The sequence below is a fragment of the Streptomyces viridosporus genome (assembly GCF_002078235.1).
Taxonomy (GTDB): Bacteria; Actinomycetota; Actinomycetes; order Streptomycetales; family Streptomycetaceae; genus Streptomyces; species Streptomyces viridosporus.
This window is the reverse complement of sequence record NZ_MSGP01000347.1, coordinates 1-18300: the sequence shown is the minus strand read 5'-3', so window position 1 is coordinate 18300 and position 18300 is coordinate 1. Positions and strand designations below refer to the sequence as shown.

At 71.8% G+C, this 18300-nt stretch carries 17 protein-coding genes, 2 tRNA genes and 3 pseudogenes; 8 read left to right on the top strand and 14 right to left on the bottom strand.

The features are described 5' to 3' along the window. Window positions 1-50: 50 nt before the first annotated feature. From rsrA to B7L92_RS24295, 4 genes are all read right to left on the bottom strand, one after another. Window positions 51-362, bottom strand: a complete 312-nt coding sequence (rsrA, locus tag B7L92_RS24310; protein WP_081239558.1) for a mycothiol system anti-sigma-R factor — start codon at window positions 360-362, stop codon at window positions 51-53. After that, on the bottom strand, window positions 359-1048 hold the full coding sequence (sigR, locus tag B7L92_RS24305) for an RNA polymerase sigma factor SigR (protein WP_004983614.1): 690 nt from the start codon (window positions 1046-1048) through the stop codon (window positions 359-361). The genes rsrA and sigR overlap by 4 nt, the downstream gene beginning before the upstream one ends. A gap of 256 nt (window positions 1049-1304) precedes the next feature. Next, window positions 1305-1895, bottom strand: coding sequence for an alpha/beta hydrolase family protein (locus tag B7L92_RS24300; protein WP_081239561.1), 591 nt, complete (start codon window positions 1893-1895; stop codon window positions 1305-1307). Between the two features lie 127 nt (window positions 1896-2022). Beyond that, window positions 2023-2886 carry an SOS response-associated peptidase gene (locus B7L92_RS24295; RefSeq protein WP_081239557.1) on the bottom strand — a complete coding sequence of 288 codons (864 nt, stop codon included), beginning with the start codon at window positions 2884-2886 and terminating at the stop codon, window positions 2023-2025. 73 nt (window positions 2887-2959) lie between these two features. On the opposite strand from B7L92_RS24295, the gene B7L92_RS24290 reads away from it, so the two are divergent. The 4 genes from B7L92_RS24290 to B7L92_RS24275 all read left to right on the top strand — a co-directional run bounded on the left by B7L92_RS24290 (window position 2960) and on the right by B7L92_RS24275 (window position 6605). Further along, entirely contained in the window at window positions 2960-3682 is a 723-nt protein-coding gene (locus B7L92_RS24290) for a M50 family metallopeptidase (RefSeq protein WP_081239560.1), read from the top strand. 105 nt (window positions 3683-3787) lie between these two features. Beyond that, entirely contained in the window at window positions 3788-5104 is a 1317-nt protein-coding gene (aroA, locus tag B7L92_RS24285) for a 3-phosphoshikimate 1-carboxyvinyltransferase (RefSeq protein WP_081239556.1), read from the top strand. Between the two features lie 12 nt (window positions 5105-5116). Beyond that, window positions 5117-6127: a ribosome small subunit-dependent GTPase A gene (gene rsgA / locus B7L92_RS24280; protein WP_081239555.1), complete on the top strand. Its 1011-nt coding sequence runs from the start codon at window positions 5117-5119 to the stop codon at window positions 6125-6127. A 154-nt stretch (window positions 6128-6281) separates the two neighbouring features. Next, window positions 6282-6605, top strand: a complete 324-nt coding sequence (locus B7L92_RS24275; RefSeq protein ID WP_081239554.1) for a DMT family transporter — start codon at window positions 6282-6284, stop codon at window positions 6603-6605. A 37-nt stretch (window positions 6606-6642) separates the two neighbouring features. Here B7L92_RS24275 and B7L92_RS24270 read toward each other — a convergent pair whose 3' ends face one another. Beyond that, window positions 6643-7254 carry a TetR/AcrR family transcriptional regulator gene (locus B7L92_RS24270; protein ID WP_174704008.1) on the bottom strand — a complete coding sequence of 204 codons (612 nt, stop codon included), beginning with the start codon at window positions 7252-7254 and terminating at the stop codon, window positions 6643-6645. 120 nt (window positions 7255-7374) lie between these two features. On the opposite strand from B7L92_RS24270, the gene hisN reads away from it, so the two are divergent. Both hisN and B7L92_RS24260 read left to right on the top strand, forming a co-directional pair. Then, on the top strand, window positions 7375-8175 hold the full coding sequence (hisN, locus tag B7L92_RS24265; RefSeq protein WP_081239553.1) for a histidinol-phosphatase: 801 nt from the start codon (window positions 7375-7377) through the stop codon (window positions 8173-8175). A 186-nt stretch (window positions 8176-8361) separates the two neighbouring features. After that, entirely contained in the window at window positions 8362-8775 is a 414-nt protein-coding gene (locus B7L92_RS24260; RefSeq protein ID WP_081239552.1) for a CBS domain-containing protein, read from the top strand. 106 nt (window positions 8776-8881) lie between these two features. Here B7L92_RS24260 and B7L92_RS43950 read toward each other — a convergent pair. After that, window positions 8882-9010, bottom strand: a pseudogene (locus B7L92_RS43950) (catalase-related domain-containing protein); the annotation flags it as partial. Continuing rightward, window positions 8989-9135: pseudogene (locus B7L92_RS43945) on the bottom strand (catalase); the annotation flags it as partial. The pseudogenes B7L92_RS43945 and B7L92_RS43950, both read right to left, overlap by 22 nt. A 143-nt stretch (window positions 9136-9278) precedes the next feature. Here B7L92_RS43945 and B7L92_RS24245 point away from each other — a divergent pair. Then, window positions 9279-9695, top strand: coding sequence for a Fur family transcriptional regulator (locus tag B7L92_RS24245; RefSeq protein ID WP_004983642.1), 417 nt, complete (start codon window positions 9279-9281; stop codon window positions 9693-9695). 175 nt (window positions 9696-9870) lie between these two features. On the opposite strand, the gene B7L92_RS24240 is transcribed toward B7L92_RS24245, so the two are convergent. The 4 genes from B7L92_RS24240 to B7L92_RS24225 all read right to left on the bottom strand — a co-directional run bounded on the left by B7L92_RS24240 (window position 9871) and on the right by B7L92_RS24225 (window position 15199). Continuing rightward, window positions 9871-9944 (bottom strand) — tRNA-Met (locus B7L92_RS24240). A 146-nt stretch (window positions 9945-10090) separates the two neighbouring features. Next, window positions 10091-11908: a tetratricopeptide repeat protein gene (locus B7L92_RS24235; protein WP_174704007.1), complete on the bottom strand. Its 1818-nt coding sequence runs from the start codon at window positions 11906-11908 to the stop codon at window positions 10091-10093. A 224-nt stretch (window positions 11909-12132) separates the two neighbouring features. Continuing rightward, window positions 12133-12206 (bottom strand) — tRNA-Met (locus B7L92_RS24230). Window positions 12207-12262: 56 nt separating this feature from the next. After that, window positions 12263-15199 (bottom strand): UPF0182 family membrane protein, encoded by a 2937-nt coding sequence (locus tag B7L92_RS24225; RefSeq protein ID WP_255311113.1) that lies wholly within the window; start codon window positions 15197-15199, stop codon window positions 12263-12265. A gap of 164 nt (window positions 15200-15363) precedes the next feature. Here B7L92_RS24225 and B7L92_RS24220 point away from each other — a divergent pair, with 164 nt between their 5' ends. Next, entirely contained in the window at window positions 15364-15906 is a 543-nt protein-coding gene (locus B7L92_RS24220) for a PPA1309 family protein (protein ID WP_255311111.1), read from the top strand. A 21-nt stretch (window positions 15907-15927) separates the two neighbouring features. On the opposite strand, the gene B7L92_RS24215 is transcribed toward B7L92_RS24220, so the two are convergent. From B7L92_RS24215 to B7L92_RS24205, 3 genes and pseudogenes are all read right to left on the bottom strand, one after another. After that, on the bottom strand, window positions 15928-17022 hold the full coding sequence (locus B7L92_RS24215; protein WP_081239547.1) for a YlbL family protein: 1095 nt from the start codon (window positions 17020-17022) through the stop codon (window positions 15928-15930). A gap of 427 nt (window positions 17023-17449) precedes the next feature. Next, window positions 17450-17908: a molybdenum cofactor biosynthesis protein MoaE gene (locus B7L92_RS24210; RefSeq protein WP_081239546.1), complete on the bottom strand. Its 459-nt coding sequence runs from the start codon at window positions 17906-17908 to the stop codon at window positions 17450-17452. 127 nt (window positions 17909-18035) lie between these two features. Further along, window positions 18036-18300: pseudogene (locus B7L92_RS24205) on the bottom strand (NAD-dependent dehydratase); the annotation flags it as partial.

The window sequence follows — 18300 nt, the reverse complement described above, 5'->3', positions numbered from 1 at the left end:
GCCCCGTACGGGGCGGTCACGGGCCTGCCGGGAGGCCGCAGGCCGGGGAGTCAGGACTCCTGCGGCGACGTCGGCACGGCGGTGACGTCCTGCTCGGGCACGGCCTGGCCGGAGCGGATCAGCTCGATCCGCCCCATGACCTTGGAACGCAGGTCGCCCGGCACGTCGTCATGCCCGCAACACCGCTTGACCAGCTTCTTCACCGCCTGCTCGAGCCCGTACTTCTCCAGGCAGGGCGAGCATTCCTCGAAGTGGTGCTCGAACTTCGCGCAGTCGGCGTCCGGCATCTCGCGGTCGAGGAACTCGTAGAGGTGATCAAGGACCTCGCTGCAATCCGTCTCGTGCGGCTCTCCGCAGCTCATGACCCCGAGCCTTTCGCTTCGTTCGACTCTCCGGCGCCGGCCGGGACCAGTCCGCGCTCACGGGCGTAGTCCTCGAGCATGCCGCGCAGTTGACGACGGCCCCGGTGCAGCCGGGACATCACCGTACCGATGGGTGTCCCCATGATGTCGGCGATCTCCTTGTAGGCAAAGCCCTCGACGTCCGCGAGATACACGGCGATGCGGAACTCCTCGGGGATCGCCTGCAGCGCTTCCTTCACGTCCGAGTCGGGCAGGTGGTCCAGCGCCTGCGACTCCGCGGAGCGCAGTCCCGTGGACATGTGCGACTCGGCCCGCGCGAGCTGCCAGTCCTCGATGTCCTCGGCCGCGCTGCGCTGGGGTTCGCGCTGCTTCTTGCGGTACGAGTTGATGAAGGTGTTGGTGAGGATCCGGTACAGCCACGCCTTGAGGTTGGTTCCTTCGCGGAACTGGTGGAAGGACGCGTACGCCTTGGCGTACGTCTCCTGCACCAGGTCCTCCGCGTCGGCCGGGTTGCGCGTCATGCGCAGCGCGGCCGAGTACATCTGGTCGAGGAACTCGAGCGCGTCCCGCTCGAAGCGCGCGCTGCGCTCCGCGGTCGACTCCGCGCCCGTGCCGCCGCCCTGGCCCTCGGGCTGCTCCGCCTGGCCGTGTTCGGTCCCTGCGCCGGTACCGGGAACCGGACCCACCTCCTCCAGAGTTGTCGTGAGACCGAGAGCGGTCTCACCCGAATCGGAGGATAGACGACGATCCGGTCCGCCCGCCGCCCGAGCAGGGGCGGTCTTGGCCGCGTGCAGCACCGTCCAGTCGAGGTCGGTGCGGCTGCTGCGGCGCGGGCAGAAGGTGGAACCCATGCGGTGGACTTCCTCTCCTACGGCGGCGGTGCCGTTGACCGGCACATACGTCCGCCTCAACAGCGCGGGCGGTCCGGGCATTCCCGGACCCCTACCCGAGTGGGCCGGTCCACCGCACGACCGCGTCCGTGACGACCGCCAGGGCCTCCTCCTGCGTGATGCCCGCCCGCCCGGGCACGGCGAGGCCGTGGTCGCCGTGCGGTACCTCCACCAGCTCGTACGTCCCCTCGGGAAACTCCCCGGGCCTGCCGAACGGGTCGTTGCCGCCCTGGACGACGAGGGTGGGCACCCCGGCGCCGAGCAGCTCGTCGGCGCGGGACCTCTCGGGCCGGCCCGGCGGGTGCAGGGGGAAGCTCAGGGCGAGCACGGCGCGGGCGCCCAGTTCACCGGCCGTGCGGCAGGCCACCCGGGCCCCCGCGCTGCGCCCGCCCGCGATCACCGGCAGACCGGTCCCGGTCAGCGCGGGCCAGACGCCGCGCCAGCCGACGTCGAGGGTCTTCGGCGCCGGGGCCACCTTCCGGCCGGCCACGCGCCAGGGCTGCTCGACGAGGGCCACGGTCACGCCGTGGGCGGGCAGGGCGGCGGCGAGGGCCCTCAGGTCCCGGGCCTCGATGCCGCCGCCGGCGCCGTGGCCCACCGCCAGCACGAGGCGCGCGTCGCGCCCGGCACGGTGCCAGGTGATGCGGGCGGGGCCGGCGTCCGTCTCGACGGTTTCGGCGGTTTCGGCGGTTTCGGCGGTTTCGACGGGCTCGGCGGACTCGGCGGGCTCGGTGGCCGCGTCAGGGGTACCGGGGGTTTCGGGGATCACGTCAGAAGAGTGTGCCCTCCTCCGGTGCGGCCAGCTCCGTCAGCAGCTCCGGGCCGTTGTTGCGGACATTGCTGACCGCCGTGGCGACCGGGTAGGCGCGCATCAGGCCGGGAGGCGGCGGGGCGAGCAGTCCGCGCAGGTCCTCCACGTCCGTGCGGGAGGGGTCCAGCCAGCCGTCCCAGCGGTCCGGTGTGAGCATGAGCGGCATCCGCGGGTGGATCTCGGCCAGGGTGTGCGGGCCGTCCTCCGGCGAGACCGCGAGCGGGCTGCTCTCCGCCTCGGTGGTGATGACGGTGCACGTCGCCCACCAGGCCTGCGGGTGGTCGTCCGGCAGCGTCCGGTCCCGCCAGAACTCGTACAGCCCGGCCATCGCGAAGACCGAGCCGTCCGCCGGCGTCACGAAGTACGGCTGCTTGCGGGGGCGCTTCTTCTTCCCCTCGACCTCCAGGTCCCGCTCCTGCTTGCCGGTGACCCACTCGTAGTAGCCGTCGGCGGGCAGGATGCAGCGCCGGGTGGCGAAGGCGCGCCGGTAGGAGGGCTTCTCGTGGACGGTCTCCGCGCGTGCGTTGATCATCCGGGCGGCGCCCTCGGGCGTCTTCGACCACGAGGGGACCAGGCCCCACCTCAGCCTGCGCAGCTGTCGGACCGGCCGCGGGTCGTCCACGCCCTTCAGGGGGCGGTCGAGCACGGCGTAGACCTCCTTGGTGGGGGCCACGTTGTAGTCGGGCCCCAGGGCCTCCTCCGGCTCCCTCGGCTCCGTCCCCCGGTCGCTCGACTCCGCTCGAGCAGAGGGGACCCCCACCTCGATCCCGAAGATCCCCGCGAGCTCCTCGGGACTGCGACTCGCTGCATACCGTCCGCACATACGTGCAACACTGCCAGACTCCGCACGCGCAGGCAGAGGGAACCGACGGGAACACATGGAGAGCACCGCCAGCATGGTCAGCACCGCGTCCGCCTCGCTCACCTCCCTCTGGGACGAGATCTCCGGCACCCAGCCCGACCCGGACCTGTGGGTGGTCGCCGCCGCCCTGGCCGCCGCGCTGACCGTCGTCGTACCGCACCGGCTGTGGCGGCTCTCGCGCAACGCCATCACCATCGCCCACGAGGGCGGCCACGGGCTCGTGGCCCTGCTCACCGGCCGCACCCTGACCGGGATACGCCTGCACTCGGACACCAGCGGCCTGACCGTCAGCCGCGGCAAACCGCACGGCATCGGCATGATCCTGACCGCGGCGGCCGGTTACACCGCTCCCCCGCTGCTGGGCCTGGGCGGCGCCGCGCTGCTCGGCACCGGACGCATCACGCTGCTGCTGTGGCTGGCGACGGCGCTGCTGATCGCGATGCTGGTGATGATCCGCAACGCGTACGGGGCGCTGACCGTGCTGCTCACCGGCGGTACGTTCGTGGCCGTGTCCTGGCTGACCGGCCCCCAGGTGCAGGCGGCGTTCGCGTACGCCGTGGTGTGGTTCCTGCTGCTGGGCGGGGTCCGCCCGGCCTTCGAGCTGCAGGCCAAGCGGGCGCGCGGGGGCGCGGGCGACTCGGACGCGGACCAGCTGTCCCGGCTCACGCACACACCGGCGGGACTGTGGTTCTTCCTGTTCCACGCGGTGTCGCTGTGCTCGCTGATCGGCGGGGGGCGCTGGCTGCTGGAGGTGTGACGGCCGACCGGGCGCGGGCGGTGCCGGCGCGCGGCTCCACCCCGGGGTACGACCAGCCACAACGCTGCCGCACCCGAACCAGCGCCGCCCACTAAAGTGGGGCCCATGACCGTTAACCCCGCACACACCGCCCTCTGGCCCGCCCCGCACGCGAGCGGAGCCGTCGACGCGACCGTCCACGTGCCCGGGTCCAAGTCGGTCACCAACCGTGCCCTCGTGCTCGCCGCCCTCGCCTCCGAGCCGGGCTGGCTGCGCCGCCCGCTGCGCTCCCGCGACACCCTGCTGATGGCGGGCGGGCTGCGGGCCCTGGGGGTCGAGATCGAGGAGGGCGTGGGCCCGGACGGCACCGGAGAGGCCTGGCGGGTGCTCCCCACCGGCCTGCACGGTCCGGCCACGGTCGACGTCGGCAACGCCGGCACGGTGATGCGGTTCCTGCCTCCGGTCGCCACGCTGGCCGACGGCCCCGTCCGCTTCGACGGTGACCCCCGCTCCTACGAGCGCCCCCTGAACGGCGTCATCGACGCGCTGCGCCGGCTGGGGGCCCGGATCGACGACGACGACCGCGGCGCGCTGCCGATGACCGTGCACGGCGGCGGTGCCCTGGACGGCGGCACGGTCTCGGTCGACGCGTCCTCGTCCTCCCAGTTCGTCAGCGCCCTGCTGCTGTCCGCGCCGCGCTTCAACCAGGGCGTCGAGGTCCGGCACACCGGCTCGACGCTGCCCTCCCTGCCGCACATCCGCATGACCGTCGACATGCTGCGCGCGGTCGGCGCCCAGGTCGACACCCCGGAGTCGGGCGGCGAGCCCGACGTCTGGCGGGTCACCCCGGGCGCCCTGCTCGGCCGGGACCTGACCATCGAGCCGGACCTGTCCAACGCCCAGCCGTTCCTGGCGGCGGCGCTGGTGACCGGCGGCAAGGTCGTCATCCCGGACTGGCCGGCCCGGACCACCCAGCCCGGCGACCGCCTGCGGGAGATCTTCACCGAGATGGGCGGCTCCTGCGAGCTGACCGAGTACGGGCTCGTCTTCACCGGCTCCGGGTCGATCCACGGCATCGACGTGGACCTCGGCGAGGTCGGCGAGCTGACGCCGGGCATCGCGGCCGTCGCGGCGCTCGCGGACTCGCCGTCCACCCTGCGCGGCGTGGCCCATCTGCGCCTGCACGAGACGGACCGCCTGGCCGCGCTCACCAAGGAGATCAACGAGCTCGGCGGCGACGTCACCGAGACCGCCGACGGTCTGCACATCCGCCCGCGCCGGCTGCACGGCGGGGTCTTCCACACCTACGAGGACCACCGCATGGCCACCGCCGGCGCGGTCATCGGCCTGGCGGTCGCGGGAGTGCAGATCGAGAACGTGGCGACCACGGCGAAGACCATGCCGGACTTCCCCGAGCTGTGGGCCGGGATGCTCGGGGCATAGGGGCTCACGACCATGCGCCGCTACGGCAAGCACACCGACGAGGACGACATCCGCTCCCGCCCCAACCGCAGGGGCAACCGGCCGCGCACCCACACACGGCCCAAGCACGAGGACGCGGCCGAGGGCCTGGTCCTCACCGTCGACCGTGGCCGGCTGACCTGCCTCGTCGAGGACCGGACCGTGATGGCGATGAAGGCCCGCGAACTGGGCCGCAAGGCGGCGGTGGTCGGTGACCGGGTGGCGATCGTCGGCGACCTGTCCGGGAGGAAGGACACGCTCGCGCGGATCGTGCGCATCGAGAAGCGCACGTCGGTGCTGCGCCGCACCGCCGACGACGACGACCCCTACGAGCGGGTCGTCGTCGCCAACGCCGACCAGCTGGCCGTCGTCACCGCCCTCGCCGATCCCGAGCCCCGCCCGCGCCTGATCGACCGCTGCCTGGTCGCGGCGTACGACGGAGGGCTGACGCCGCTGCTGGTGCTGACCAAGTCGGACCTCGCCCCGCCCGACGAGCTGCTGGAGCTGTACGGCGACCTGGACATCCCCTACGTCGTCACCAGCCGCGCCGAACTGGAGAGCGGCGAGGCGGCGGACCGGGTGCGGGAGCAGCTCGACGGCCGTGTCACGGCGTTCGTGGGGCACTCCGGGGTCGGCAAGACGACGCTGGTCAACGCGCTGGTGCCGGAGGAGCGGCGGCGTACGACGGGGCATGTGAACGCGGTGACGGGACGGGGCCGGCACACGACGACCTCCGCGCTGGCGCTGCCTCTGTCGGGCGCGGACGGGTGGGTGATCGACACCCCGGGCGTGCGGTCCTTCGGGCTCGCCCACGTCGATCCGTCCCGGGTCATCCACGCCTTTCCCGATCTGGAACCGGGTACGGAGAACTGTCCCCGCGCGTGCAGTCACGACGAGCCGGACTGCGCGCTGGACGCGTGGGTGGCCGAGGGGAACGCGGACCCGGCGCGGCTGTACTCGCTGCGGCGGCTGCTGGCGACGCGGGAGAGCACGGAGGGCGACTGAGGCACACGGCCGGAGAGCGCGCCGAGGAATCGGTCTCCGCGTTGTTTGTCCGGGCATGCGGGCGGTAAGTGCATAATCGCACCGAGCCGGGCCCGAATCCGCCGAACCCGGCGAAGCGGTCACCGTGCGTGGCGAGAACACGGGAGGACGACACATGGCGTGGCTGCTGGTCGTAGTGGCCGGGTTGCTCGAAACCGGTTTCGCCGTGTGTCTGAAGCTGTCGCACGGCTTCACTCGACTGTGGCCGACGATCGCCTTCTGCGCGTTCGCGCTGGGGAGCTTCGGGCTGCTGACCCTGGCGCTGAAGAAGCTGGACGTGGGCCCGGCGTACGCGGTGTGGACGGGGATCGGCGCCGCGGGGACGGCCATCTACGGGATGGTGTTCCTCGGCGACCTGGTGTCGACGCTGAAGATCGTGTCGATCACGCTGGTGATCATCGGGGTGGTCGGTCTGCAGCTGTCGGGATCGGCGCACTGAGCGTCCGCGTCCCGCGGCACGGTTCCCCGCGCCGGTCCTACGGCACCGGCTGCCGGTGCAGGACGCTGCGGACCAGATCGGCCACGCCGCCCTCGACCGGTGGCGCGGCGACGCAGGACAGGGCGAGGCGGACCACGAGTTCGCAGGAGCGGGCCAGGTCGAGGACATCGGTCCGGGGTGTGCCGGAGCCGGCCAGGACGGCGACGGCACGGTCGCGGACCAGGGCGACGAAGTCGGTGGGCGAGGGCAGCGGGCCGTCGGCGCGGCGTTGGGCGGGGACGGCGGAGCCGGACCGCGCGGGCGTGCGGGCCGGGGCGGGCAGGCGTTCGCTCCAGCAGCCGGTGAGCACGGCGCGGACCAGGGCGTTCCCGCGGGCGGCGGAGATCGTCCACTCGGCGGTCGCGGTCAGCCGCTCGCGCGCGTCGGCGGAGCCGGTGAGGGCGCGGTCGACGCCCGCCAGGTAGCCGTCGGCCTCCCTGCGGACGAGGGCCCGCGCGAGGCCGTCCTTGCTGCCGAACTCGTTGTACAGCGTCTGCCGGGAGACTCCGGCCGCGGCGGCCACGTCCACCATCCGCACCGCGGACCACGGCCGGCGTGCCAGCGCCGCGCAAGCGGCGTCCAGCAGAGATTCCCGCGCTGCAGGCATCATCGCCTCCCTCGGGGCGAGCGGCCGGTCCTGCGGTTCAGGTTTGACGGGCCCCCGGGGGCTGTCAAGGGTTCGCGGGCCCCCTGTGGCCCCGCCCCCGCCTCGGCGGATACCGTTCGTTGCATGCCCGACTACCTCGACGACCTGCGTCTCGCCCACGTCCTCGCGGACGCCGCCGACGCCGCGACGACGGACCGCTTCAAGGCCCTCGACCTCAAGGTCGAGACCAAACCGGACATGACGCCGGTGAGCGAAGCGGACAAGGCCGCCGAGGAGCTCATCCGCGGCCACCTCCAGCGCGCCCGGCCCCGGGACGCGGTGCTCGGCGAGGAGTACGGGGTGGAGGGCACGGGTCCGCGCCGCTGGGTGATCGACCCGATCGACGGGACGAAGAACTACGTGCGCGGCGTCCCCGTCTGGGCCACCCTCATCGCCCTGATGGAAGCCGGCGAGGGCGGCTTCCAGCCCGTCGTCGGCGTCGTCTCCGCCCCCGCCCTCGGCCGCCGCTGGTGGGCGGCGAAGGGCGGCGGCGCCTTCAGCGGACGCAGCCTGTCCTCGGCCTCCCGGCTGCAGGTCTCCCGCGTCTCCACGCTCTCCGACGCCTCCTTCGCGTACTCCTCGCTCAGCGGCTGGGAGGAGCAGGGGCGCCTGGACGGCTTCCTCGACCTCACCCGCGCGGTGTGGCGCACGCGCGCGTACGGCGACTTCTGGCCGTACATGATGGTCGCCGAGGGGTCGGTCGACCTGTGCGCCGAACCCGAACTCTCGCTGTGGGACATGGCCGCCAACGCCATCATCGTCACCGAGGCCGGCGGCAGTTTCACCGGGCTCGACGGCCGCCCCGGACCGCACGGCGGCAACGCCGCCGCGTCGAACGGTCTGCTGCACGACGAGCTGCTGGGGTATCTCAACCAGCGCTACTGAGTGGTACAGGGCTCCGCGTGCGCGCCCTCGACCGGGCCGCACGCGCCCCCTTGTTGCCCCCCGCTTTGCCTGCCACTCTGAGGGTCCCCCCACTTGTGAATTTGTGAAACCGTGAACTAGCGGGAACCGCGTCCATGGGCGCGGCACCCGCGAGCGTCCGGTTTCCGGAAGGAGGTGGCTCCATCCATGCTCGTCCGTGACGCCATGAGCACCGTGGTCCTCACCATCGGCCCCGCCCACACCCTCCGCCAGGCCGCCACCCTGATGTCCGCCCGCCGGGTGGGCGCGGCCGTGGTCCTCGACCCCGACGGCACCGGCATCGGCATTCTCACCGAACGGGACGTCCTCGACTCCGTGGGGCTCGGACAGGACCCGGACTCCGAGCGCGCCCACGCCCACACCACCACCGACGTCGTCTTCGCCGCGCCCTCCTGGACCCTGGAGGAGGCGGCCGCCGCCATGGCCCACGGCGGCTTCCGCCACCTGATCGTCCTCGACCGCGGCGAGCCCGTCGGCGTCGTCTCGGTCCGCGACATCATCCGCTGCTGGGCACCACGGCGGCAGCCGGGCCGGCACATACCGGCGCAGGTGCCGGCGTAGGCCCCCGCGGCCACCGTCGCGGGGACGTCGTCGCGGGGCATGCGGAACGGGCCGGACCCCCGTGGGGGTCCGGCCCGCGTTTTCGACAAGCGGTCCAGCGCTGGAATCAGCCGCGCAGGGCCTGGACCGCGGCCTCCAGCCGCTTGCCGAAGTCCTCGTCCGCCTGACGGAAGTCGTTGATCGCGCGCTCGGCGATGTCGTCGCGCGAGACCCCGGAGATGGCGTTCGCCAGGTTTGAGCCGGCTTCTCCGGAAGGAGCTGGTCCTGAACGAGCACCGGGTCGCCGACGCCCGCGGTCTCGCTGTTCTGGTCGTCGGCCACCGGAGCACCGGCCTCCGTAGCAAGCGGTCCCTGCGCCACGTGCGCTTCCTGCGCCATCACCGGACCTTCTGCCCCTTGGCCAAAGCCGATCCCGATCCTACAATGGACATTGTCTAAGTCAAGTGAGGCTCCAAAGTCACACCCATTCGGGACCTGGTCCCCCTGCTGCTAGGCTGGTGCCTATGAGTGACCTTCTGGAACGGCTCCGCGGACGTGGATGGCGGATGACCGCGCAGCGCCGTGTCGTGGCCGAGGTCCTCGACGGCGAACACGTCCACCTGACGGCCGACGAGGTGCACGCCAGGGCTGTCGCCAAGCTGCCCGAGATCTCCCGGGCGACCGTCTACAACACCCTGGGCGAGCTGGTCTCGCTCGGTGAGGTGCTGGAGGTCGCCACGGACAAGCGGGCCAAGCGCTACGACCCCAACGCCCACCGTCCGCACCACCACCTGGTCTGTGCGCAGTGCGGCGCGATCCGTGACGTCCACCCGACCGGCAACCCGCTGGCCGACCTCCCCGACACGGAGCGCTTCGGCTTCACGGTCTCCGACGTGGAAGTGACGTACCGCGGCGTCTGCCCGAACTGCGCGGCGGCGTAGGCGCCCCCTGCGCGAGCGAAAGCCCCGGCACCGACGAGTGCCGGGGCCCTTCGTCGTGTCGGCTCGTCGTACCGACCGGCCTCCCGACGCGCCGCCCCGGGGATGCGCGCCGTGACGGGCGGGCCAATGCACCGAGGGCCGGAACCCTTTTCGGATTCCGGCCCTCGGCCTTCAGTAGCGGGGACAGGATTTGAACCTGCGACCTCTGGGTTATGAGCCCAGCGAGCTACCGAGCTGCTCCACCCCGCGTCGATGAATGCAACGTTACGTGAAGGAGCCGGACGGAAGCAAATCGCTTTCCGCGGGCCACCACGGCCCGGGTCTCCCCACCCCGGCCCGCACCGGCGGGGCGGTCCCGGACCGCGCCGTCACCCGCCGGGCGAGCGGTGGCACGGTCAGGCCGACAGTTCCTGGCGCAGGGCGTCACGGAGGCGCTTGGCGCGCTCCGCGACCGCCTCGGGGCCCAGGGCCACCGCGCGATCGGCCCAGCGCTGGCCCTCGGCGAGCTCGCCGCGCCGCGCGTAGACCAGCGCGAGGCGCAGCGCCGCCCGGCCGTGCCCGGCGTCGGCCGCGCGGGTCCACCAGACGACCGCTTCCGGCTCGCTGCCCTCCCGAGCCAGCAGCAGGCCCAGGTTGAAGGCGCCGTTGCGGGAGCCGGCCTCGGCCGCCTCGCGGTACCAACGGGCCGCGTCGACCACGTCGCCGCGGGCCGCGGCGAGCATGCCGACGCGCACCTGCGCCCGGCGGTGGCCCTGGGAGGCCGCGCGCTCGTACCACTCCTCGCACTCGCTCCGCCGGTGCACCGGCTCCCCCAGTTCGTGCGCGGGCTCGGGGGGCCTGCGGGCGTCCAGCACCGTCGCCAGGCGGTACGCGGCCTCCGCGCTCCCGCCGCCCGCCGCGCACCGCAGGAACCGCTCCGCCTCGCCCTCGTCGCCGTCCCGCAGCCGCGCCATGCCGGCCTGCAGCGCCGCCTCGGTGTGCCCGGCGGCCGCCGCCCGCTCGTACCAGCGCAGCGCGGCCTCCTCCTCGCCCCGGCCGGCGTGCAGGATGCCCAGGTTGAAGGCGGCGTCCACGCTGCCCGCCTCCGCGGCCTTGGAGAACCACGGCTCCGCGCCCGTCTCGTCGCCGGCCCGCAGCAGCAGGATCGCCAGGGCGTTGGCCGCCTCGCGGTGGCCGGCGTAGGCGGCCCGGCGGTACCACTGCTCGGCCTGCTGGGTCCGGCCCTGCTCGGCGCAGAGCAGCCCGAGGTTGTACGCGCCGTTCACGTCACCGGCGTCCATCGCCGCCCGGTACCAGCGCTCGGCGGTCTGGGTCTCGCCGCGCTCGGCGTGCAGCGCGCCCAGCGCGTTGGCGGCGTTGCCGTCTCCGTCCTGCGCGGCCCGCAGCCACCACACGGCGGCGTTCTCGGAGTCTCCCGCGTCGCGCAGCAGGAAGCCGAGCGCGCAGGCGGCCCGCGGCTCGCCGTCCTTGGCGGAGGTCAGGTACCAGCGGCCGGCCTCCCTGAGCTCGCCGCGCCTCTCCAGGATCGCCCCGAGGTGCAGCGCGGCCCTGCGGTGCCCGCGCGCGGCGGCCTGCCGGTACCACTGCTCGGCCTCGTCCGCCGGCGGTGTTCCGCCGGCGTCGGCCTGCTGCGCGGCCCTGCGGTCCAGTGCCCGTGCCAGCCGGTACGCGGCCTCCCGGTGCCCGCGCTCGGCGGCGGCCCGCATCCAGCGCTCGGTGCCGTCCGCGTCCCCGCGGTGTTCCAGCAGGTCGGCGAGGGCGTACGCGCCGAGGGTGTGGCCCTGCTCGGCGGACTGGCGCAGCCAGTACTCGGCGGCGGGCTCGTCACCGCGCTCGCGGTGGTGGCGGCCGAGCGCGTGCGCCGCGGCGGCGGAACCGGCGACGGCGGCGATCCGCCACCATCCGGCGGCGTCGTCGGCGTAGCCCCGCTGGTGCAGGAGGACGCCCAGGTTGTTGGCGGCGGCGCGGTCGCCCGCGGCGGTGGCGGCACGCAGATGGGGTTCGGCCCCGTCGAGATCACCACGGCGCAGCAGCATGGCGCCGAGGACGCTCATCGCCTCCACGTCGCCGGTCTCGGCGGCGAGCCTCTGACGCAGCTCCTCGGCAGCCTCGTCGGCGGCTTCCCCCGTCTCGTCGCGGGGTTCCTCCCGAACGGAGGCCTGCACAAAACGCCCTGTCCCGTACAGAGTTGCCTTGTCCCCCATAACGTCCATCGTCGCACCACCTGCAACCTGGGTACACCTGGTATACCGCAGCCAGTGAGGTCACTTCAGCGTTTTGTCGACATGCCCACAGAGAGACAAGTCAAACACAGAACCCCCAACTCCCGTCGACGCCACGGCCGTCGTCTGCCCGGGGCACATACGTTCGCACACCACAAAGGCCCGGATTCCTTGCGGAATCCGGGCCTTTGCTGTCGCCGACTGCGCGACTTCAGTAGCGGGGACAGGATTTGAACCTGCGACCTCTGGGTTATGAGCCCAGCGAGCTACCGAGCTGCTCCACCCCGCGCCGTTGTGTTGCAACCGTAGCACGGCGCGGGACGGAGTGTTCGACCGGTCTGCTCGCTAACTGCTCGGGCTCGCCTCCGGGCTGGGGCCGCCGCCCCCGCCGCCCGTGCCCGCCCCTTCGGCCGACTGGGCCTCCTCAGCCCTGCGCAACGCCTCCTCCAGGTCCTTCTGCGCCTGGCCGTAGGCCTCCCAGTCGTTCTTCTTGAGGGCTTCCTGGCCGGCCTCGAAGGCCTTCTGGGCGTCGTTCAGCGCCTCCTGGACCGTGGGGTTCTCCGACGTCGGCGGTGGCGTCGTGCCCTCGTTCTCGTCGGTGCCCTCGTCCTCGCCCGACGGTGGCTCGGTGGGCGTGCCCTCCCCTCCGAAGACCTTGTCCAGGGCCTGCTCGAGGGTGTCCTCGAAGGCGGTCTGGCCCCCGTAGGTCACCAGGACCTTCCGCAGCAGCGGGTACTTGAGTCCACCACCGCGTACGTAGACCGGCTCCACGTACAGCAGTCCTCCGTCGAGGGGGACGGTCAGCAGGTTGCCGTACTCCACCTCGGAGTCGCCGCCCCTCAGCAGCCGGATCGTCTCGGCGATGTCCTGCTGGGAGTTGAACTGGCTCTGGACCTGCTTCGGTCCGGCGACCGTGGTGCTCGTCGGCAGTTTCAGGATTCTGATCTTGCCGTAGTCCTCGGTGCCCGGATCGGCGTTCACCGCCATGAAGGCGCTGAGGTTGTCACGGCCGTTCGGCGTGAACGTCGTGGTGAGCGAGAAGGTCTGCTCCTGCTGGTCGGGCATCTTCATGCTCAGGTAGTACGGAGGCACCGCGTCGCCCGTCTTGTTGGTCGGGTCGTCCGGCACCTGCCACACCTCGCTGCCGCTGAGGAACGTGGTGGCGTCCTTCACGTGGTAGCGGGTGAGCAGTTCGCGCTGCACCTTGAACAGGTCCTGCGGGTAGCGCAGGTGGGCCATCAGGTTCTCGGAGATCTCGCTCCTCGGCTCCACCGTGTCCGGGAACGCCTTCATCCACGTCTTCAGGACGGGGTCCTTGGTGTCCCACTGGTAGAGCTTGACCTCGCCGCTGTACGCGTCGACGGTCGCCTTCACCGAGTTGCGGATGTAGTTGACCTGGTTCTGCTGGGCCACCACCGTCCGCTGGTCGTTGGTGGCGGTCAGCGAGTCGGCCGTCGTGTCCCCGAGGATCGTCCGCGACGCGTACGGGTAGCCGTTGGTGGTCGTGTAGGCGTCGACGATCCACTGGATCCGGCCGTCCACGACCGCCGGGTAGGCGTCGCCGTCGATGGTCAGCCACGGGGCGACCGCCTCGACGCGCTCCTTGGGCGTGCGGTTGTACAGGATCCGCGAACCGTCGCCGATCGCGCCGGAGTACAGGATCTGCGGCTCGCTGAAGGCGACCGCGTAGGCGGCCCGGTTGATCGGGTTGGCCAGGTTGACACCGCTGTCGCCCTGGTAGCTGTAGGTCTTCTCGCCGCTGTCGTCGGAGTAGTCGATCTCCTTCTGGGGACCGCCGACGATCGAGTACGTGGTCGTCCGCTCGCCGTAGTAGACGCGCTGCTCGTACGTGCCGAGGTCGCCCTTCGAGGGCAGGTCGGACTCGGTGAACACCGGACGGCCGCCGGAGTCGGCGCTGGTGCCCTCGGCGGCGACGACACCGTATCCGTGCGTGTACCGGAAGTGGTCGTTGATCCAGTTCCGCTTGGGGATGCCGTTGTAGTTCAGCTCGCGCAGGCCGATGACCGTGTCCTGCTCCTTGCCGTCCTTGCTGTACCGGTCGACGTCCAGGTTGGTCGGGAACGCGTAGTAGTTCCTGATCTGCTGGAGCTGCTGGAACGTCGGCGAGACGATGTTCGGGTCCATGATGCGGATGCTCGCCGCGTCGGCGACGTCCTTGCGCAGCTTGGTCTTGTCCTCGGTCTGGACCGTGCCCGGGTAGTCGGTGACCTTGGAGTCGCCGATCCCGTAGGCCTCACGCGTGGCCTTGAGGTTCTTCTCGACGTACGGCGCTTCCTTGGCCTGCTCGTTCGGCTGGACCTGGAACTTCTGCACGATCGCCGGGTACAGGCCGCCGATCAGGATGGCCGACAGCACCATCAGGCCGAAGCCGATCACGGGCAGCTGCCAGGTGCGCCGCCACAGGGTGGCGAAGAACAGCAGCGCGCAGATCACGGCGATGCAGAACAGGATCGTCTTGGCCGGCAGGTAGGCGTTGGCGTCCACGTACCTGAGGCCCGTCCAGTTGTCGGTGGCCTTGAAGTCGCTGGACTTGACCGCGAGTCCGTACCGGTCGAGCCAGTACGCGACCGCCTTCAGCGCGACGAAGATGCCGAGGAGCACCGACAGGTGTCCGGTGGCCGCGGCGGTGGCGCGCGCCCCCGGGCTGGTGACGCGCAGCCCGCCGTACAGGTAGTGGGTGAGCGCGGCGGCGATCAGCGCCAGGATCGCGGCGGCGAAGCCGAAGCCCAGCATGAACCGGTACCAGGGCAGGTCGAAGGCGTAGAAGGAGACGTCGAGCTTGAACTGCGGATCCTTCTGCCCGAAGGACACGCCGTTGATCCACATCAGCCAGGTCCGCCACTGGCTCGACGCCGAGGCGCCGGCGATCAGGCCCACCAGAGCGGTGATGCCGAGCAGCAGCCACTTCTTGTACGGGGCGATGCCCATCCGGTACCGGTCGAGGTTCTGCTGCTCCATCGACATGGCGCTCAGCGGCGGCCGCATGCGGTGCGCCAGCCAGATGTTGAAGCCGACCGCGAAGGCCATCAGCAGACCGAAGACGAAGAAGAGTCCGATCTTGGTCCACAGGGTCGTCGTGAACACCGACGAGTAGTCGACCGATCGGTACCACAACCAGTCGGTCCAGAAGCCCGCGAACATGGTGAACACCATGCCGAGGACGGCCAGGACGCCCAGTGTCATGAGCAGGGTCCGGACCCGCCGGGACGGGCGGCCCACTCTGATCCGTGGCCCTGTCGGGCCTCCGCCGCGGTCCGGCATCTGGAAAGCCAAGGTAGGCACCTCGAAGTTCGCTGTTGATTCGTCAGGCCCGCGTTTTTCGTGGACCGGGTGGGACCCCCGTGGTCGGGGGCCCCTACCTATGCAACTTACTCACCCTTTACTCGGTTCCCGATTCCGGCCAGGAACGAGAGAGGATTGTGACCATGTCCAACACACCCATGGCGGCGAGCCCGCTCACCCGGGCCGTGCTCGAGATCGACGAGTACGTCTCCGGCCTCGGCTGGGACCAGCCCGCCCGTCTCTTCGCCCTCGTAGACACCGCCCGGCTGCGGGCCGAACAGCCCTCTCTCGCGGACCGGCTCGGTCTGGGCGGCGAGCAGGAGACCACCGCTCTCACCCCGATCGAGCAGGACGAGATTCCAACGGGCAAGCCGCTGGACGAGTTCCTGGGCACCATCGCCTGGCCCGACGCGGTGGCCGGCTGCGCCCTGACCGTGGAGCGGCTGATGCTGCCGCCGTCCGCGGAGGCCGAGGTCCCGGAGGATCTGGACGAGGCCGCGCTGACGCGGTGGGTGGCCGCGCACCCGGAGCGTCAGGAGGTCCGCATGACGGTCGCGGTGCTGCGCGACGGGGCCCGCGAGTCGGCGCTCCGGCTGCGCGAGAAGGACTCCCCCACCGAGGTCCTCACCGGCTCCGGGCTGGTCCCGGGCCTGGCCGAGGCCCTGGCGGCGACCTTCGAGGAGTAGCCGTCCCGGTCGGCGGGCCGGTCAGGACGCCGTGCACTTCGGCAGGTCGGCGGTGTCGCCGGAGCGGATGTCGGCCAGGGCGCCCAGGGCGTCGTCCAGGGTCCTCACCTTCACGAGGGTGAGGCCCTCGGGGGTGTCCTTGGCGGCCGCCGCGCAGTTGTCGGCGGGCGTGAGGAAGTACTGGGCGCCCTTGCTGCGCGCGCCGACCGTCTTCATCTGGATCCCGCCGATCGGCCCGACCTCGCCGTTGTCGTCGATCGTGCCGGTGCCGGCGACGAACTTGCCGCCGGTCAGGCTGCCGGGGGTGAGCTTGTCGTAGATGCCGAGCGCGAACATCAGGCCCGCGCTCGGCCCGCCGACGTCGGCGAGCTTGATGTCGACGGTGAACGGGAAGGTGTGGTCGGTCCCCGCGGAGATCCCGACGACGGCCCGCTTCTCACCGGCGTCGTCGGAGGCCCTGGTGGTGATCGTGACCTCCTCGGTCTTCGTCGGCGTCCGCTTCTCCTTCTCGGCGGCGGCCTGCTCCTTGGCGGGCACGATCGTGAAGACGACGTCCTGACCGGGCTTGTGCTCGGTCACCAGCTCGGCGACGTCGGCCGGCTCCTTCACCGCCTTGCCGTCCACGGCCTTGATCACATCGCCCGCGTGCAGCTTGCCCTCGGCCGGGGAGTCCTTGACGACCGTCGAGACGATCACCCAGGACTTCACCGGAAGGTCGAGTTCCTTCAGGGCCGCGACCTTGGCGCTCTCCTGGGACTGGCTGAACTCCTCGGCGTTCTCCTGGGTCGACTCCTCCTCCGTCTTGCCGTCGGGGTAGAGGGTGTCGTGCGGCACGACCTTGTTGTCGTGCGCGAGCCACCCGTAGACGGCCTCGACGAGGTTCATCCGGTAGTCGGCGCTGGTGACCCGCACCGTGGTCATGTTGAGGTGGCCGTCCGTCGGGTACGTCTTGCGCCCGGAGATCCGCAGCACCGGCTCGCCGTCGTGTTCGCCCAGCGTGTTCACCGTCGGCCCCGGGGACATCTCCGCATACGGCACGGGGATGAACACTCCCGCGCACAGGAGCGCGATCAGCATCAGGGTGGAGGCGAGCATCGTCGCGGTGCGGCGTGGCATGCCTCGACAGTACGGGACCTGCCTGTCAGCACACCGTCAGGGCCGCCCGGACGGGCGGCCCTGCTCGCGCTGTCTACGGTGACCTGCTGTTTTCGGTCGTCAGCTACCCGACCGCGGTCTTTCCATGGCCTCGCAGAAGCGGGCGTAACCGATGAGCTCCGGTCCATCGCCCCGCACCTTGCGGGTCCGGTTGGCCCAACTGCCCCACAGCCCCGCACCTATCGCAGCCACAAGCGGAATCAGCAACCAGGCAAGCGCCGCCATGCCGACCTCCCAACCCCATGAGCGTCCGCGACTGACTGATCAGCAGATTAACCATCCGTAGTGACAACGCTCACGCCCGGGGGGCGGTTACGCAACCGGAAGATCCCGACAGCGGGTACCCGGTTCGGCGGACCTCACTCGCCTCCATCTCCCGACGACGGCGCTACGCGCCGACCCATTCCTCGGTCCCGTCCGAGAACCTCTGGTGTTTCCAGATGGGCACCTCGTGCTTGAGGTCGTCGATCAGCTTCCGGCAGGCATCGAAGGCCTCGCCCCGGTGCGGGCACGACACGCCGACGACGACGGCCAGGTCCCCGACCTCGAGGTCCCCCACCCGGTGCACGGCGGCCAGCGCCCGCACGGGGAACTCGGCGGCCACCTTCTCTGCGATCCGCCGCATCGCGTCCTCGGCACTGGGGTGACACGAATAGCCGAGCCGGTCGACGTCGGTGCCGCCGTCGTGGTTGCGCACGGTCCCCACGAACAGCGCCGTCCCGCCGGCCGCGTCGTCCCCGACCGCCCGGAAGACCTCGTCCACCGACAGCGGTGTGTCACGGATGCCGATCAGCTTGATCGGGTCCTGCGCCGCCTGCTCGCCCGGATGATCGTGCGTGGATGCCATGCCCCCATCGTGCCGCACACCGGCGACGGCGCGGAACAGCGCCGTCGCCCGGTACCCGCGCGGGCCGGTCCGGGCGCTCCTCCGGGAGGCTCGGCGAGACCCCGGCCGGGCCCCGGCCCGCCGGGGCTCAGATCCGCCGCCGGGTCTTCCGTGCCCGCCGCACCACCGCCGCCGCGCCCAGCAGGGCCACCGTCGCGCCCGCGGCGCCCGCCGCCGTCGCGTCCTTGCGCCCCAGCCGCCGGCCGGCGACCGTGTGCCGGCCGGAGACCTCCTCCAGCAGCTCCGCGAGCACCTCCTCGTTGGTGTACGCGGGCCGCCACCCGGCGTCGTGCAGCCGGCTCCCGCTCACCACCCAGGGGTACATCGTGTACGCCAGGTCCCCGGCCGGGGAC